This window comes from Bacteroides sp. HF-162, from assembly GCF_015679285.1.
GTDB lineage: Bacteria > Bacteroidota > Bacteroidia > Bacteroidales > Bacteroidaceae > Bacteroides > Bacteroides uniformis.
Window position 1 is genome coordinate 406,980 of sequence record NZ_CP064937.1, and the last position, 16,882, is coordinate 423,861.

Annotated in this window: 17 protein-coding genes and 4 tRNA genes; 13 read left to right on the plus strand and 8 right to left on the minus strand. The window is 47.9% G+C overall.

Annotated features, from left to right (window positions below):
- Positions 1–66: 66 nt before the first annotated feature.
- The 3 genes from ITJ87_RS01610 to ITJ87_RS01620 all read right to left on the minus strand — a co-directional run bounded on the left by ITJ87_RS01610 (position 67) and on the right by ITJ87_RS01620 (position 2,621).
- The gene (locus ITJ87_RS01610; protein ID WP_117966130.1) at positions 67–978 is read right to left on the minus strand and encodes a hypothetical protein; all 912 of its coding nucleotides are present in this window, start codon (positions 976–978) and stop codon (positions 67–69) included.
- A gap of 13 nt (positions 979–991) precedes the next feature.
- Positions 992–1,684, minus strand: a complete 693-nt coding sequence (locus ITJ87_RS01615) for a DUF4476 domain-containing protein (protein WP_196096304.1) — start codon at positions 1,682–1,684, stop codon at positions 992–994.
- Between the two features lie 100 nt (positions 1,685–1,784).
- The gene (locus ITJ87_RS01620; protein WP_117601213.1) at positions 1,785–2,621 is read right to left on the minus strand and encodes a S1 RNA-binding domain-containing protein; all 837 of its coding nucleotides are present in this window, start codon (positions 2,619–2,621) and stop codon (positions 1,785–1,787) included.
- A 193-nt stretch (positions 2,622–2,814) separates the two neighbouring features.
- Between ITJ87_RS01620 and ITJ87_RS01625 the strand changes: the two genes are divergently transcribed.
- The 13 genes from ITJ87_RS01625 (at position 2,815) to ITJ87_RS01685 (ending at position 13,692) form a co-directional block, all read left to right on the plus strand.
- Positions 2,815–3,816, plus strand: coding sequence for a malate dehydrogenase (locus tag ITJ87_RS01625; RefSeq protein ID WP_117966127.1), 1,002 nt, complete (start codon positions 2,815–2,817; stop codon positions 3,814–3,816).
- Between the two features lie 137 nt (positions 3,817–3,953).
- Positions 3,954–4,026: transfer RNA gene (locus ITJ87_RS01630), tRNA-Phe, on the plus strand.
- A gap of 15 nt (positions 4,027–4,041) precedes the next feature.
- A tRNA-Pro gene (locus tag ITJ87_RS01635) sits at positions 4,042–4,114 on the plus strand.
- Positions 4,115–4,518: 404 nt separating this feature from the next.
- On the plus strand, positions 4,519–4,992 hold the full coding sequence (gene argR, locus ITJ87_RS01640; protein WP_005825113.1) for an arginine repressor: 474 nt from the start codon (positions 4,519–4,521) through the stop codon (positions 4,990–4,992).
- A gap of 35 nt (positions 4,993–5,027) precedes the next feature.
- Complete coding sequence (locus tag ITJ87_RS01645) at positions 5,028–5,585, plus strand: GNAT family N-acetyltransferase (RefSeq protein WP_005825115.1); 558 nt, start codon at positions 5,028–5,030, stop codon at positions 5,583–5,585.
- A 13-nt stretch (positions 5,586–5,598) separates the two neighbouring features.
- Complete coding sequence (locus tag ITJ87_RS01650; protein ID WP_117600278.1) at positions 5,599–6,804, plus strand: argininosuccinate synthase; 1,206 nt, start codon at positions 5,599–5,601, stop codon at positions 6,802–6,804.
- Positions 6,805–7,023: a PspC domain-containing protein gene (locus ITJ87_RS01655; RefSeq protein WP_005825120.1), complete on the plus strand. Its 219-nt coding sequence runs from the start codon at positions 6,805–6,807 to the stop codon at positions 7,021–7,023.
- Positions 7,016–7,984: an N-acetyl-gamma-glutamyl-phosphate reductase gene (gene argC, locus ITJ87_RS01660; RefSeq protein WP_005825122.1), complete on the plus strand. Its 969-nt coding sequence runs from the start codon at positions 7,016–7,018 to the stop codon at positions 7,982–7,984. The genes ITJ87_RS01655 and argC overlap by 8 nt, the downstream gene beginning before the upstream one ends.
- A 6-nt stretch (positions 7,985–7,990) precedes the next feature.
- The gene (locus ITJ87_RS01665) at positions 7,991–9,112 is read left to right on the plus strand and encodes an aspartate aminotransferase family protein (RefSeq protein ID WP_117600277.1); all 1,122 of its coding nucleotides are present in this window, start codon (positions 7,991–7,993) and stop codon (positions 9,110–9,112) included.
- A 46-nt stretch (positions 9,113–9,158) separates the two neighbouring features.
- Positions 9,159–9,932, plus strand: a complete 774-nt coding sequence (proC, locus tag ITJ87_RS01670; protein WP_016272529.1) for a pyrroline-5-carboxylate reductase — start codon at positions 9,159–9,161, stop codon at positions 9,930–9,932.
- 72 nt (positions 9,933–10,004) lie between these two features.
- Positions 10,005–10,559 (plus strand): helix-turn-helix domain-containing protein, encoded by a 555-nt coding sequence (locus ITJ87_RS01675; protein ID WP_016272528.1) that lies wholly within the window; start codon positions 10,005–10,007, stop codon positions 10,557–10,559.
- A 7-nt stretch (positions 10,560–10,566) separates the two neighbouring features.
- Positions 10,567–12,222 (plus strand): AMP-binding protein, encoded by a 1,656-nt coding sequence (locus ITJ87_RS01680; protein ID WP_117965553.1) that lies wholly within the window; start codon positions 10,567–10,569, stop codon positions 12,220–12,222.
- A gap of 219 nt (positions 12,223–12,441) precedes the next feature.
- Positions 12,442–13,692, plus strand: coding sequence for an acyloxyacyl hydrolase (locus ITJ87_RS01685; RefSeq protein WP_117965555.1), 1,251 nt, complete (start codon positions 12,442–12,444; stop codon positions 13,690–13,692).
- 349 nt (positions 13,693–14,041) lie between these two features.
- Here ITJ87_RS01685 and ITJ87_RS01690 read toward each other — a convergent pair.
- The 5 genes from ITJ87_RS01690 to pyrE all read right to left on the minus strand — a co-directional run bounded on the left by ITJ87_RS01690 (position 14,042) and on the right by pyrE (position 16,825).
- Positions 14,042–14,125 (minus strand) — tRNA-Leu (locus tag ITJ87_RS01690).
- Positions 14,126–14,145: 20 nt separating this feature from the next.
- A tRNA-Gly gene (locus ITJ87_RS01695) sits at positions 14,146–14,218 on the minus strand.
- Between the two features lie 102 nt (positions 14,219–14,320).
- A complete protein-coding gene (argH, locus tag ITJ87_RS01700) occupies positions 14,321–15,661 on the minus strand; it encodes an argininosuccinate lyase (protein ID WP_196096305.1) in 1,341 nt (446 codons plus the stop codon).
- 21 nt (positions 15,662–15,682) lie between these two features.
- Positions 15,683–16,093 carry an SRPBCC family protein gene (locus ITJ87_RS01705; protein ID WP_117965559.1) on the minus strand — a complete coding sequence of 137 codons (411 nt, stop codon included), beginning with the start codon at positions 16,091–16,093 and terminating at the stop codon, positions 15,683–15,685.
- A gap of 93 nt (positions 16,094–16,186) precedes the next feature.
- The gene (pyrE, locus tag ITJ87_RS01710; RefSeq protein WP_005825142.1) at positions 16,187–16,825 is read right to left on the minus strand and encodes an orotate phosphoribosyltransferase; all 639 of its coding nucleotides are present in this window, start codon (positions 16,823–16,825) and stop codon (positions 16,187–16,189) included.
- Positions 16,826–16,882 lie beyond the last annotated feature (57 nt).

The following is a 16,882-nucleotide window of genomic DNA, read 5'->3' on the forward strand; positions in this document are numbered from 1 at the left end:
TAGTTGTTGTGTTTGATTCTCCCCTCTCCCTGCTTCATGCAGGCGAGAGGGGAGTTTTTTGTTCTTCTATCTCCTTGTATTTTCCGAAGAACGGGAAGAGCTACTGCGGGTAGTGCTTGAAGAGCTGCTGCGACGGCTTTCGGAATTCCGTACGCCGGAAGCATTTCTTCTTTCCTTACTTTCCGTCTTTACCCTGCTACGGCTGGGGCTCTTATCATTATTTTTAGTTCTTGTGGTTTCTATTTTCTCTTTACTCGACTTTCTGCCACTATCCACACTACTACGTCGCGTACTGCTGTTACGTGTACCTGTACTAATGCGATTATTACTACCGTTGCTACGTCGCGTGGTATATACATCATCCCTGCCTACCGGACGCTTATGCGAATTAGGGCGGATGTTCACCGAACCGAAATCTGAACGGCGGCTGGTGTGGTACGACTTATCATTCCGAATGCTCCACGAATCGGTATAGTGCGGATGATGGTAACGACCACGATAATAGCTGTTGTGATAGTGCGTACGACAATGCCCACCGCAATATGTACGGTAATGATACGGCCGCGGGAAATAGAAATGATTATGGTTGGTGTAAGTGATGTAAACCCTAAAAGACCAACGCCCACCACTTACATAAACCGGACGGCAAAAATAGGCGGCCTGCATGAAACGGCCATACTGCCGGTTATTCAGCACCCATCGAAGATCGTCATTGCGCACATCCAGATAATCGTAATAGCGATTCAAGGCCCATTCCTCCCCCCGAAGAACGTCATCCATCAGATAGCGTATACCGGAAATGAAATCATAGTTTATTTCGTACACGTCATTATACTGTTCTGTATTCAGGTTCAATTCATAGGCCATCTTGTCCGTAAGAAAGCGGGTCTCTTTACGCACTTTGCTGTTGCTCATTGCCGCACTGCAAACAGCTGTGCTCATCATAGCGGCAAGAAATATAAATATAATCCGTTTCATAATCCCTCCTTTTTTAGTTATTCTTCTCATGACATTGTTTGATGAAGGCATTTATCTCGTTCTTGTCCGACGAGAAGGTCAGCTTGTCTATCGCATAATAGAAATTCGGTTTATCGACTATTTTAGGATAAATCTTTTTCATCAACTGCTTCTTTTCACTGTCGAAACGATAAAAATCCATCAGACGGATACACTGGTCAGTAGTGAACCAAGAGGTCAGCAAGGCATGGTCGAGCACTTCCTTACGGTCTGAATCGAAACTCTGTTTTTCCATCAGCCCCATAAACTGTTCGAAGGCAGAGGGAGACATTACCCGTTCATACTGCCCGCCCCCTGACGGTCTGTCACCGGGTCTGCCAGGCTTGTGATGATTAGAAGTACCCCAGTTTCCACCAGGTCTTTTGTCCTCTGGAATGAAAATATCTTCCACTTCATTGATGGAGCAATGCACACGTTCATCATATAGGAGTTTTCCTCTTCGGGGATTCCCCCCACGGGATGGCGCTTCATAAACCTCTACCCGACAACTACCACGCAGATTGGCTACAAAACAACTGAAAGTAGGCAGGCAAACCTGCTGTCCGTCGACCAATACCACCACTCTACGGTATGGACTTTCTATACGGATTCCGTCTATGGGCGCCGCTTTTATTGCGGGAAACGCTACCAGAACTAGACAAACACTTAATATCAAATGACGTATCATGACTTTTCTTTTTTTATTGTACGACAAAAATAGGGAGAGGAAATTCCCCTCCCTAATGATTGTCTCTATTTACAAGTAGGGAAATTCCTAATGACTGGGACTAATTCCTAATCCTGATTCCATCTTCCTCCAATACAACCAGATGTTTTTTGTACAAATCTCCCACAGCCTTTTTGAAGGTTTTCTTGCTGACACCGAAAGTTGCATAGATTTCTTCTGCCGGACTCTTGTCATTCAAAGCTATCCGTCCGCCCTGTTCACGGATATAGTCCAGCAGCGTAGCTGAGAAATCTTCTACTTTAGCCTGCCCCGTTTTTTGAAGCAGCAGGTCTATCTTGCCGTCTTCACGTACCTGCTTCACATAGGCTTTCATCCTCATGCCCGTGTGCAGTGGCTGAAATATCTCGCTCTCATATAGCAAGCCGCTATATTCATCGTTGATGATCGCCTTGAATCCCAAATCCGTCTTCTGCCAAATCAGGATATCCACCTCCTGCCCCGACTCATAGGCGGCCTTCTCTTTGGAAAGATAACGGTCTACCTTGGCCGATGCCACGATACGATAGCTTTCATCATCCAAATGGGCATGAACCACATACTTCTTTCCCACCTGCATCTTCATTTTCTGTTCGCGGAAGGGGACGAAAAGATCCTTCATCAATCCCCAGTTAAGGAAAGCACCATACTGGTTTATCCACGCCACCTCCAAGCAGGCAAACTGCCCGACCTGCACTAACGGTGTCAGAGTAGTGGCTACCAGACGTTCTTCGTTATCAAGATATATAAAAACGTTCAGTTTGTCTCCCACCTTACAGTCTTGGGGGACATAACGCGACGGAAGCAGAATTTCACCTTCTTCGCCACCGTCCAGATACATGCCGAAGGCTACCTCCTTCACCACTTCCAGCGTATTGTACTTTCCTAACTCAATGCTCATAGTTTCTTACTTATCTTCATTTTCCCAACAAAGATAAGTAATTTAGGTACAATACAGCAGTTCGGAAAGAAGAAATAACTTTTTGCTCTAAAAGATAACTTTTTTCTATGAACAACTCTCTTCAAAAAGGGTTATCTTTGTATCGTGACAATCAGCAAGAAAAGATATTACTCACCTTTAAATAAAAAAGATTATGGAATTTCTGACAAATGACAAATTGACAATCGTCGGCGCAGCCGGCATGATCGGTTCAAACATGGCACAGACTGCAATCATGATGCATCTCACTCCCAACCTATGTCTGTACGACCCTTATACTCCCGGACTGGAAGGTGTGGCCGAAGAGCTGTTCCACTGCGGATTCGAAGGAATGAACATCACATTTACCTCCGATATCAAAGAAGCGCTGACCGGTGCCAAGTATGTGGTATCATCAGGCGGTGCCGCCCGCAAGGCCGGCATGACCCGCGAAGACCTTTTGAAAGGCAATGCCGCTATTGCCGAAGAATTCGGTAAGAATGTAAAAGCCTACTGTCCGGATGTGAAGCACGTGGTTGTCATTTTCAACCCTGCCGACATCACCGGTCTGATTACCCTATTGTATTCCGGCCTGAAACCTTCACAAGTGACCACACTGGCTGCCCTCGACAGCACCCGCCTGCGCAGTGAACTTTCCAAGCACTTCGGCATTGCCCCCGACAAAATCGAAAATTGCCGTACCTACGGCGGTCATGGTGAACAGATGGCTGTATATGCCTCTACCGCCAAGGTGGACGGTAAACCGTTACTTGATATCATCGGTACCCCTGCCCTGACTAAAGAGCAGTGGGTCGAAATCCAGACTAAGGTAACCAAAGGCGGTGCCAACATCATCGCCCTCCGTGGACGTTCTTCCTTCCAGAGTCCGGCATACGTCTCTATCGAAATGATAGCTGCAGCGATGGGTGGCAAACCGTTCCGCTGGCCTGCCGGTACATATGTACACAGCCACGGCTTCGACCACATCATGATGGCAATGGAAACTGAAATTACCAAAGACGGTGTACACTACAAGGAACTGAACGGCACACCCGAAGAAGAAGCCAAACTGAAAGAAAGCTATGCCCATCTCTGCACACTTCGTGACGAGGTGATAGAAATGGGTGTACTGCCTGCCATCAAAGACTGGCAGAGCATCAATCCGAATATCGACTGATGTCTTCGATAGCAAATGATTTTTAGAAGTAAGGTGCCTCGCTCCATAGAGCAAGAGGCACCTTTTTTAGATATTTTTCCTCAAAAAGCCTTGCGGTATAAAAAAAACTCTTTATCTTTGCACCCGCAAACGAAAAAGGTGCCATAGCTCAGTTGGTAGAGCAAAGGACTGAAAATCCTTGTGTCCCCGGTTCGATTCCTGGTGGCACCACTTTTCAAAAGCAATCGGAATGTAGCGCAGTTGGTAGCGCACTACGTTCGGGACGTAGGGGTCGGGCGTTCGAGTCGCCTCATTCCGACAGAAAAGGCTTAACTTTTAGAAGTTAAGCCTTTTTTATTTCATCCCTCCTCTCCTCCGGTTTCCCGACCATAAGAGAGGGGGGGGGCAACGTAACAATCTGGGACCAACGTAAAAACCTGAGGGATTCTATTTCTATGCATATAATTTTTGTACAGTTTTTGATTGAAAGGGTGTCAGATTTGACAATTGCATATCTATTCTATATTATATCAACATTTACCAAAGACATACGGAAACAATCTCCAATAACGTAAAAGAACAAACAAGACTCCAACAAAGAGAACAAAAACAACATATACAGTACGCCCGATGTATAAAAAGAATAAAAAAGCTCTCATTTTTGCATATTCTTTCCGAAATAATCCCTAATTTTGCACTACTCTTAGAATAATTATACAGAAAATGAAGAAAAAAGCCAATCGGTTAGACGCCATCAAGATGATTATCTCAAGCAAAGACGTCAGTTCTCAGGAAGAACTGTTGCAAGCTTTGAGCAAGGAAGGCTTTGAACTGACACAAGCCACCTTGTCACGCGACTTGAAACAGCTGAAAGTAGCGAAAGCAGCGAACATGAACGGTAAATACGTATATGTGCTGCCCAACAACATCATGTATAAACGTTCGAACGACCAGAGTGCAAGTGAAATGCTGATGACAAGCGGATTCGTTTCACTTCAATTTTCGGGCAATATTGCCGTCATCCGTACCCGGCCCGGATATGCCAGCAGCATGGCCTACGACATCGACAACCGAGAGTGTCCCGCCATTCTGGGTACCATTGCCGGAGATGACACCATCATGCTGGTGGTGCACGAAGCAGCGTCACATGACGAGGTACGCAGCTTCCTATCGCAAATCATCCCGAACATTAAATGATAGATAACAACAAAAAACAAGAAATTAAATAAGAAATGGATTCGAAACAAATTGATGTGATGGTGGCTGACGCCTCACATGAAGTTTACGTAGACAAGATTTTGGATACCATCCGGGAAGCTGCCAAGGTACGCGGAACGGGCATCGCAGAACGCACACACGAATACGTAGCTACTAAAATGAAAGAAGGAAAGGCTATCATAGCCTTGTGTGGAGATGATTTTGCCGGTTTCACCTACATAGAGAGCTGGGGTAACAAGCAATATGTAGCAACCTCCGGTTTGATAGTACACCCCAAATATCGGGGACTGGGGCTGGCAAAACGTATCAAGACCGCTTCTTTCCGCCTGGCACGCCTACGCTGGCCTAATGCTAAAGTTTTCAGTCTCACCAGCGGAGCTGCTGTCATGAAAATGAATACCGAGCTGGGATATGTGCCCGTCACCTTCAACGAACTGACCGATGACGAATCGTTCTGGAAAGGTTGCGAAGGCTGTATCAACCATGATATATTGGTAGCTAAGAACCGTAAATTCTGCATTTGCACAGCAATGCTTTACGACCCGAAGCTGCACGAAGAGGATAAAATATAAAAATACTAAGGATATGGAAAAGAAGAAGAAAGTAGTAGTCGCATTCAGCGGAGGTTTGGATACCTCGTTTACGGTGATGTATCTTACCAAAGAAAAAGGGTACGAAGTATATGCAGCTTGTGCCAATACGGGCGGTTTCAGTGCTGAACAGTTGAAGACAAACGAAGAAAATGCCTACAAGCTGGGCGCCAAAGAATACGTCACCCTCGACGTGACGCAGGAATACTATGAGAAAAGCTTGAAATACATGGTATTCGGCAATGTTTTGCGTAACGGTACCTATCCTATTTCTGTAAGTTCCGAACGTATCTTCCAAGCATTGGCCATTGCACGTTATGCCAACGAAATCGGCGCGGATGCCATCGCCCACGGTTCTACGGGTGCGGGTAACGACCAGATTCGTTTTGACATGACTTTCCTCGTCATGGCTCCGGGCGTGGAAATCATCACGCTGACACGCGACATGGCACTGAGCCGTCAGGAAGAGATTGATTATCTGAACAAACACGGCTTTGCCGCCGACTTCACCAAACTGAAATATTCCTATAACGTAGGTTTGTGGGGCACTTCCATTTGCGGTGGCGAGATTCTGGATTCCGCGCAAGGGTTGCCCGAAAGCGCCTATCTGAAGCACTGCACCAAAGAGGGCAGCGAGCAGTTGCGCCTCACTTTTGAAAAAGGTGAGCTGAAAGCCGTGAACGACGAGACATTCGACGCCCCCATCAAAGCCATCCAGAAGGTAGAAGAGATTGGTGCGGCATACGGTATCGGTCGCGACATGCACGTAGGCGACACGATTATCGGTATCAAAGGCCGCGTAGGTTTCGAAGCTGCCGCACCTATGCTGATTATCGGAGCACACAAGTTCCTCGAGAAGTACACTTTGAGCAAATGGCAGCAATACTGGAAGGACCAGGTAGCCAACTGGTATGGCATGTTCCTGCACGAAAGCCAATATCTGGAACCAGTAATGCGCGACATCGAAGCCATGCTGGAATCCTCGCAACGCAACGTAAACGGTACGGCTATCCTCGAACTTCACCCGCTCTGCTTTTCTACCGTAGGTGTAGAAAGCAAAGATGACCTTGTGAAAAACAAGTTTGGTGAATACGGTGAGATGCAGAAAGGATGGACGGCAGAAGATGCCAAGGGCTTCATCAAAGTAACCTCCACAGCACTGCGTGCTTATTATTCAAATCATAAAGACGAGAAAATCTAAATGACCGGCAGGAAGCAAAAACTGACACGTCCCCGGACTGGAAGGATGCTTTCAGGCGTATGTGCAGGACTGGCAAACTTTTTCGGACTCGATGTCTCATTGGTGCGTATCGTTTATACGTTCGCCACGATCTTTACTGCATTTGCAGGCATACCCATATACATTATAATGCTAATTGTTATACCACAAGAACCAAATAGATATTATCGAAATGATTAAAGTAGGAATCATCGGCGGAGCCGGATACACGGCAGGCGAACTGATACGTTTGCTGCTCAACCATCCGGAAGCGGAAATCGTTTTCATAAACAGCTCAAGCAACGCCGGCAACAAAATTACCGACGTACACGAAGGACTGTACGGCGAAACAGACTTGGTATTTACCGACCAGCTCCCGCTGGAAGAAATCGACGTACTCTTTTTCTGTACGGCACATGGCGACACGAAGAAGTTCCTCGAAAGCCACAACGTGCCCGAGGAACTGAGAATCATCGACCTCTCCATGGACTACCGCATAGCCTCTCCCGAACACGACTTCATCTACGGCCTGCCGGAGCTGAACCGCCGTGCCACCTGCAAAGCGAAGCACGTAGCCAATCCGGGCTGCTTTGCCACCTGCATACAGCTGGGGCTGCTACCGCTTGCCAAACATCTGATGCTGAATGATGATATCATGGTGAACGCCATTACCGGAAGTACCGGCGCCGGTGTGAAACCGGGCGCCACGAGCCACTTCAGCTGGCGCAACAACAACATGAGTGTCTACAAAGCTTTCGAGCACCAGCATGTGCCCGAAATCAAGCAATCGCTCAAACAGCTGCAGAACAGCTTTGATGCGGACATTGACTTCATCCCCTACCGCGGCGACTTCCCGCGCGGCATCTTCACCACCATTGTGGTGAAGACCAAAGTGGCCCTGGAAGAAATCGTCCGCATGTACGAAGAATATTACGCCAAAGATTCCTTTACCCACATCGTGGAGAAGAATATCGACCTGAAGCAAGTGGTAAACACCAACAAGTGCCTCATCCATCTGGAGAAGCACGGCGACAAACTGCTTATCATTTCCTGCATCGATAACCTCCTGAAAGGCGCCAGCGGACAAGCTGTCCATAACATGAATTTAATGTTTAACCTGGAAGAGACCGTAGGTTTACGGTTGAAACCTTCTGCATTCTAAAAAAAAATGAATTTATTCGACGTATACCCTCTCTTTGACATCAACATCGTCAAAGGAAAAGGCTGCCATGTATGGGACGAGAACGGTACCGAATATCTCGACCTCTACGGTGGCCATGCAGTCATCTCAATCGGACATGCACATCCACATTATGTAGAGATGGTGAGCAATCAAGTTGCTACGTTAGGATTCTACTCAAACTCAGTAATCAACAAGCTGCAACAGCAAGTGGCAGAGCGTTTGGGAAAGGTCTGCGGCTATGATGATTACTCACTCTTCCTCATCAACAGCGGTGCCGAAGCCAATGAAAACGCCTTGAAACTCGCCTCTTTCTACAATGGCCGTACCCGTGTGATATCCTTCTCAAAAGCATTCCACGGACGTACCTCACTGGCGGTGGAAGTAACGAACAATCCTAAAATCATCGCTCCCATCAACAACTGCGGGCACGTCACCTACCTCCCGTTGAACGACATCGAAGCCATGAAGGCCGAATTGTCCAAAGGAGATGTCTGCGCAGTGATTATCGAAGGCATACAAGGTGTAGGCGGCATCCAACTGCCGACAGACGAATTCATGCAGGCTCTCCGCCAGACTTGTACGGAACACAACACGGTCTTGATTCTCGATGAAATCCAAAGCGGCTACGGACGCAGCGGCAAGTTCTTCGCCCATCAGTACAACGGCATCAAAGCCGACATCGTCACCGTGGCAAAAGGCATCGGCAATGGTTTCCCGATGGCAGGCGTACTCATCAGCCCAATGTTTACACCGGTATACGGGCAACTTGGAACCACTTTCGGTGGAAACCACCTGGCTTGCAGTGCCGCCCTTGCCGTACTGGACGTCATAGAGCAAGAAAAACTGATAGAAAATGCAGCGCAAGTCGGTGACTTCCTGATGACAGAACTGAGAAAGTTCCCGCAAATCAAGGATGTTCGCGGACGAGGACTGATGATAGGACTGGAATTTGAAGCCCCCATCAAGGTACTGCGCCTAAGACTGCTGAAAGAGCAACATGTATTCACCGGCGTAAGCGGTACGAATGTGCTCCGCCTGCTGCCGCCTCTGTGCCTCAGCATGGACGAAGCAAAGGAATTCTTGAAACGCTTCAAGAAAGTTCTTTAATTTATCTACCTTTGCCAACAGACAACTCTTTTAACAACAAGAAAATATGAAAATAGCAATTATCGGTGCCGGAAATATGGGAGGCTCCATCGCCCGCGGGCTGGCAAAAGGAACAATCATCCCTGCCGGTGACATCATTGTCTCCAACCCCACCCAGGACAAGCTGGACAAACTGAAGGCAGAATTCCCCGCTTTGCAAGTGACTAACGACAATCAGGAAGCAGTGACCGGTGCAGATATGATAATCTTTGCCGTGAAGCCATGGCTGATGAAACTTGTGGTAAAGGAATTGAAACTGAGAGGCACACAGATTCTTATCTCCGTTGCAGCCGGTATTCCCTTCGAAGAACTGACACACTATGTAGCAGACAAGGAAATGACCATGTTCCGCCTTATTCCCAATACAGCCATCAGCGAAATGGAAAGTATGACACTCATCGCCAGCCGCAATGCCACCAAGGAGCAGGAGCAGCTGATGCTGGACATTTTCAACCAGATGGGACTTGCCATGCTCATTCCCGAGGAAAAGATTGCGGCAACCACCGCCATGACTTCCTGTGGCATCGCCTATGTGCTGAAGTACATCCAGGCAGCTATGCAGGCCGGCATTGAAATGGGTATCTACCCCAAAGACGGCATGCGCATGGTGGCACAGTCCGTGAAGGGAGCAGCCGAGCTGATTCTGAACAGTAACACACACCCCAGTGTTGAGATTGACAAGGTGTGTACTCCCGGAGGAATTACCATCAAGGGAATCAACGAACTGGAACACGAAGGATTCACCTCCACTGTGATTAAAGCTATCAAAGCGAGTATTTAATGTGCCAATATGCCAATGCCCTGCGGCGTAACGGTGTATTTCAATAACAACCCATTTAAAACAAATATAATTATGGACGAACAAATCAGACAAATAGCCGAACGCCTGCGCGGACTGCGTGACGTATTGGAACTGACTGCCGACGATATCGCCCGCGACTGCGACATCTCTGCAGAAGAGTACCGCCTGGCCGAAACCGGAGAATTCGACATCTCGGTCAGCATGCTGCAGAAGATAGCACGGCACTACGGCATATCACTGGACGCACTGATGTTTGGGCAAGAGCCCAAAATGAGCTCCTACTTCCTGACACGTGCCGGAAAAGGAACCAGTATAGAACGTACCAAGGCATATAAATACCAATCACTGGCAGCCGGTTTCATCAACCGCACGGCAGACCCGTTCATCGTGACCGTAGAACCGAAACCGGACAGCGAGCCGATACATTACAACAGCCATGCCGGTCAGGAGTTCAACCTCGTACTGGAAGGCCGTATGATGGTCAGCATCGACGGCAAAGACTTAATCTTAAACGAAGGAGACAGTCTATACTTCAACTCCAAACTGCCGCACGGCATGAAGGCGCTTGACGGAAAGACTGTAAAATTCCTGGCAGTAATTATGTAATAAAGTTATGGTAGAAAGATTTTTATCTCAAACATCCTTCACCTCACAGGAGGACTTCATCAAGAACTTGAAGATAAACGTACCGGAGAATTTCAACTTCGGCTACGACGTAGTGGATGCCTGGGCCGCCGAGCAACCCGACAAACCCGCACTGTTGTGGACCAATGACCAGGGCGAATGCCGGCAATTTACCTTTGCCGACATGAAACGGTACACAGACATGACGGCTTCCTATTTCCAAAGCCTCGGCATCGGCCACGGAGACATGGTGATGCTGATACTGAAGCGCCGTTACGAATTCTGGTTCAGCATTGTGGCACTACACAAACTCGGTGCAGTGGTGATTCCCGCCACCCACCTGCTGACGAAGAAAGACATCGTATACCGTTGCAACGCCGCAGACATCAAGATGATAGTCTGCGCCGGCGAAAGCGTCATCACCGACCATATCACGGCAGCCATGCCGGAGTCTCCTTCTGTGAAACGCCTCGTAAGCGTCGGGCCGGAAATTCCCGAAGGATTCGAAGACTTTCACAAAGGTATCGAGGCTGCCGCTCCTTTCGTGAAACCTGAACATCCGAATACGAACGATGACATCTCCCTGATGTACTTCACCAGCGGCACTACCGGAGAGCCCAAAATGGTGGCCCACGACTTCACCTATCCGTTGGGACACATCGTCACCGGCAGCTTCTGGCACAACCTGAAAGAGAGCAGCCTACACCTCACCATTGCCGACACCGGTTGGGGAAAAGCCGTGTGGGGCAAGCTCTACGGACAATGGATTGCCGGCGCCAACGTATTTGTATACGACCACGAGAAATTCACTCCCGCAGCCATACTGGAGAAGATACAAGATTATCACGTCACGTCGCTTTGTGCGCCGCCCACCATCTTCCGATTCCTCATTCACGAAGACCTCACGAAGTACGACCTATCCAGTCTGGAATACTGCACCATCGCCGGAGAAGCATTGAACCCCGCCGTATTCGAGACCTTCAAGAAGTTGACGGGCATCAAGCTGATGGAGGGATTCGGACAGACCGAAACGACCCTTACCGTTGCCACCATGCCATGGATGGAACCGAAACCCGGCAGCATGGGATTGCCCAATCCGCAATACGAGGTAGACCTGATAGACCACGAAGGACGTTCCGTGGAAGCCGGTGAGCAGGGACAGATTGTAATCCGTACCGACAAAGGCAAACCGCTGGGATTGTTCAAGGAATACTACCGCGATGCCAACCGCACCCACGAGGCATGGAACAACGGCATTTACTACACGGGAGACGTAGCCTGGAAGGACGAAGACGGCTACCTCTGGTTCGTAGGCCGCGCCGACGACGTCATCAAAAGTAGCGGCTACCGCATCGGTCCGTTCGAAGTGGAAAGTGCATTGATGACCCACCCAGCCGTAGTGGAATGTGCCATTACCGGTGTGCCCGATGAAATCCGCGGCCAAGTGGTAAAAGCTACGATTGTGTTGGCAAAAGAGTACAAGGCACGCGCTGGAGAAGGGCTTGTCAAGGAGTTGCAGAACCATGTGAAGAAAGTGACGGCTCCCTACAAATACCCACGTGTCATCGAATTTGTTGATGAGCTCCCCAAAACCATCAGCGGGAAAATCCGCCGGGTGGAAATCCGGGAGAACGACCGGAAATAATGCTCGCCACCCAGCATCCGAATCATAAGACAGCATCCGGGTGAATGAATAAGGAGGGGGTAAAACCGAAGTCGGCCATTCTATTGGCGATTTCAGTTTTACCCCCTCTTTTTACAAATAGTTGTCTCATTGTGAATGTCAAAAGGATAAAAAAACTATATTTGCACGAAATTAAACTTCACTCGGAACATTTATAAACAAGAAAGACCGACACGGCATATGAAAAATAGCATGCAGATATGGAAAATACTGGCTTTCTTAGGAGCGGTACTTTTCTTGTCTGATACAATATACGCCCAACAATGGACATCCGATAGCCATTCGGAATACAAACGGGACACACTCCCTTTCTCACAGCGCTTCATCCACAGATTAGGCGTAGAAGGGCGTGCTGGCTATATTTTTCAGACCAACCCTTTTCTGGAGTACTCCAACCACCAATACAAGGCCATGAAAAATGCCTATGCCGGCCATCTGAAATACTCCTTCCAGCTCCGTCCCCACACCGTTGCCGACCAGGCTTATATAGGAGCCTATCAAGGGATTGGAGTCGGCTATTTCAACTTCGGCAATCCGGAAGAGCTGGGCAACCCGCTGGCGGTCTATCTGTTTCAAGGGGGACGCATCGCCCAATTCAGCCCCCGCATATCCTTGAACTATGAATGGAACTTCGGCGCATCGTTCGGCTGGAAACCCTACGATGAATATGACAACCCGGAGAACCAGATTATCGGCTCGAAAGTGAATGCCTATCTCAATGTGAACCTCTACTTAAAGTGGGCACTCTCCCCCAAGTTCGACTTGATGATAGGAGCTACCGGAAGCCACTTTTCCAACGGAAACACCCAATATCCCAACTCCGGCCTGAACACGGTGGACTGCAAAGTGGGACTGGTATATAACTTTAACCGCAGAGCAGATGAACTCGCCCAATCATGGCAACGCCCTATCGTTCCTCCATTCCCCCGCCACGTCAGCTACGACTTGACTTTGTTCGGCTCCTGGCGAAAGAAAGCAGTGGCCCATGAGGGCAGTAGTGGCCAGGTACCCGCACCCGGCACTTACAACGTGTTCGGTTTCAGCTTTGCACCCATGTACAACTTCGGCTATAAATTCCGTGCCGGTGTGGCGCTGGACGGCGTATACGACCACAGTGCGAACATGAAAGAATCGTACGAAGAAGAGAACGGCTTCTATACTCCGCCCGCCAAGAAGCAGATGGCATTGGGCTTATCCGCCCGCGGAGAATTTGTCATGCCTTACTTCACGGTAGGTATCGGTCTGGGAGCCAATGTTCTGCACGGCGGCGGTGACATGAAGTCTTTCTATCAGATTCTTGCCCTGAAAATAGACGTAACACGCAATTCGTATCTCCATATAGGATATAACCTCCGGGAATTTCATGAGCCCAATTATCTGATGTTGGGTATCGGCTATCGGTTCAATAACAAACGCCCCAAGCTGTTCTGAACAATAAAGAGGAGGCTATTTATATAGATTCTTTTATTTCATCTGCAAGCACATATTACCAAGTGCCACGCGCATATCATCTACTATAGTATTATAGTTAGTTTGTTAGTTCACAGAGATGAACACTTTGTTCAAGTATAGAGAAACAGTTTGTTCCAATAAGGAAAAACAGTCTGTTTTCATATGATGAAACGAAATGTTCTGTTAAGGGAAACAAAGTGTTCGCCATAATGAAACAACTTGTTCTATTAAGGGAAACACTTTGTTCGCTATAGGGAAACGGTCTTTCATATCAAGAGCTTATAAAGAAAAAGCTCTGCAAATCAATGATTCACAGAGCTTAATCGAGTACTCGAAGCGGGACTTGAACCCGCACAGCCGCAATGGCCAAAGGATTTTAAGTCCTTCGTGTCTACCATTCCACCATTCGAGCATCCTAAAAAGGGAAAAGAGAGCGGAAAACGAGACTCGAACTCGCGACCCTAACCTTGGCAAGGTTATGCTCTACCAACTGAGCTATTTCCGCATTTGGAGAACGGGTGCAAAGATAAACAGTTTTCCCGTTTCTGCCAAATTTTTTTTTATAAAAGTACAGTACTCGAAGCGGGACTTGAACCCGCAGGACCTTTTACCTGCCCAGCAACTCTTTCTCCGCAGCTTGCATGGTCTCACAATTGAAACCCTCCACCACTTTCTGCATCAAGGCAGAGATTTCATCGTTGCAAAGGTTCCCGATACTGCCTTCATGGGTATGATGTACCTCTTTGCTGTGCGAGAAGTTTCCGGCTTCAATATCCAGTCCCACCTTCTTGTAGGCATCGCGGAAAGGCATCCCTTCACGTGCCAAGCGGTTGACTTCCTCCACACTGAAAATAAGCAGATACTTGTCATCATCAAGAATATGTTCGTTCACCTTGATTTCATTCATGATGTAAGTCGTCATCTGCAGACAATCTTTCAGTTCCTGAAAAGCAGGCAGGAAGACCTCTTTGATAATCTGCAAGTCACGGAAATAGCCGGAAGGAAGATTGTTGGCTATCATCATAATCTGCTGGGGAAGGGATTGCAGTTTGTTGCACTTGGCACGCGTCAGTTCAAAGACGTCCGGGTTCTTCTTGTGAGGCATGATGCTGGAGCCGGTAGTGCAATCGTCCGGCAGCTTCACAAAACCGAAGTTCTGACTGTTGAACATACATGCGTCAAAAGCCAATTTCGATATGGTTCCGGCCACACTGGCAAGGGCGAAAGCTACATTACGCTCCATCTTGCCACGCCCCATCTGGGCATACACTACGTTGTAGTTGAGGGAATCAAATCCCAAAAGACGGGTAGTCATCGTACGGTTCAGCGGGAACGAGGAACCGTATCCCGCAGCAGAACCCAAAGGATTGCGGTTGCACATCTTGAAAGCTGCCTGAAGGAACATCATATCGTCCACCAGGCTCTCGGCGTATGCCCCAAACCAAAGTCCGAAAGAAGACGGCATGGCTATCTGCAAGTGTGTATAGCCCGGCATCAGTACATCCTTGTAGCGTTCGCTCTGCATAATCAGCACATGGAACAATTGTTCCACAGCCTCCGCCACTTCCTTTATCTCTGCACGGGTAAAGAGCTTCAAATCGAGCAACACCTGGTCGTTGCGCGAACGTCCGCTGTGTATTTTCTTACCTATATCACCCAAGTTGCGCGTCAGCATAAGTTCCACTTGTGAGTGAACGTCTTCCACTCCCTCTTCTATCACAAATTCTCCACACTCGGCCATCGCATAGATTTTCTTCAATTCGGCCAGCAATTGCCGCAGTTCTTCCTTCGTCAACAAGCCAATGCTTTCGAGCATTGTGATGTGCGCCATGGAACCCAGCACATCGTGCTTTGCCAAATAAAGGTCCATTTCACGGTCACGGCCTACCGTGAAGCGTTCGATATCCTTATTTACCTGAACGGATTTTTCCCAAAGTTTCTGAGCCACGTTGTTTCTAATGATTAATGATTAATATTGTATCATCGCCAGCATATCTGCCATCTTCTCCAATCCTTCCTGCAAGGGTTTCTGCACCATGGCCTTCATAAACGGATTTATATCCATGCCGATGGTCAGCTTCATTTTGCATTCGGTTTCGGTGATGGGTACAATCTGTATCCACAGATTGAAGGGCAGCGGTGAAGTGGTTGTTGCAAACTTGATACACTTGCAAGGTTCCTTCTCCACAATCTGCAACGTAATCTTTCCCACGGGAGCCACCTCTATCGTCATGCTCTCCGCATCAAAACTCAAGTTCTTCACTTTGTCTTCAGGCAGACGGTCTTTCACCTTCTCCAGATTGCTCAGGTCGGAAAGTTTTTCATAAACAGCTTCTTGTGAAGCCGGTACAACTTTCACTCCACTCTCAAATTTCGTCATAATCAATCGTATTCAAAAAGAAAAAAGAACTATCCGGACAGAATCTATCCGAATGGCTCTTTTATCCATATTAACATTTTTACAAATAAGTCCTTATTTCCCGGATTCCCAATGTGCAGGGTCTTTACGCCATTCATTCAGAGTCTCCACATCTTCTTCCTCGATATAGCCCGTACGCAGTGCCACTTCCATCACAGCCTCGTAATTGGTCAGCGTCACCAAAGGCACTTTGGCATCCTTGAAAGCCTTTTCGGCAACCGGGAAACCATAAGTGTAGGCAGCCACCATGCCAATGACCTCACATCCGTCACGGCGGATAGCCTCTACAGCCTTTAAGCTGCTTCCACCCGTAGAAATCAAATCTTCCACGACTACCACCTTCATACCGGGACGAAGTTCACCTTCAATCAAATTCTCCAGTCCATGGTCTTTCGGAGTGGAGCGTACATATACAAACGGCAAGTTCAATGCATCGGCCACCAAGGCACCTTGCGGGATAGCTCCCGTTGCCACACCGGCAATGGCATCCACCTGTCCGAAACGTTCCAAAATCAGACGCGTAATTTCAATCTTTACGAAATTACGGAGAGAAGGATAAGAAAGGGTTTTGCGGTTATCACAATAAAACGGAGACTTCCATCCGGATGCCCAAGTGAACGGGTTAGCCGGTTGTAGTTTAATCGCTTTTATCTTCAGCAACTTCTCTGCAAACAATCTTTCTAAAGTTTTCATAGCAAAACTAATCTATATATGATAAATATGGCACAAAAATACGGAAACAGAATGAGA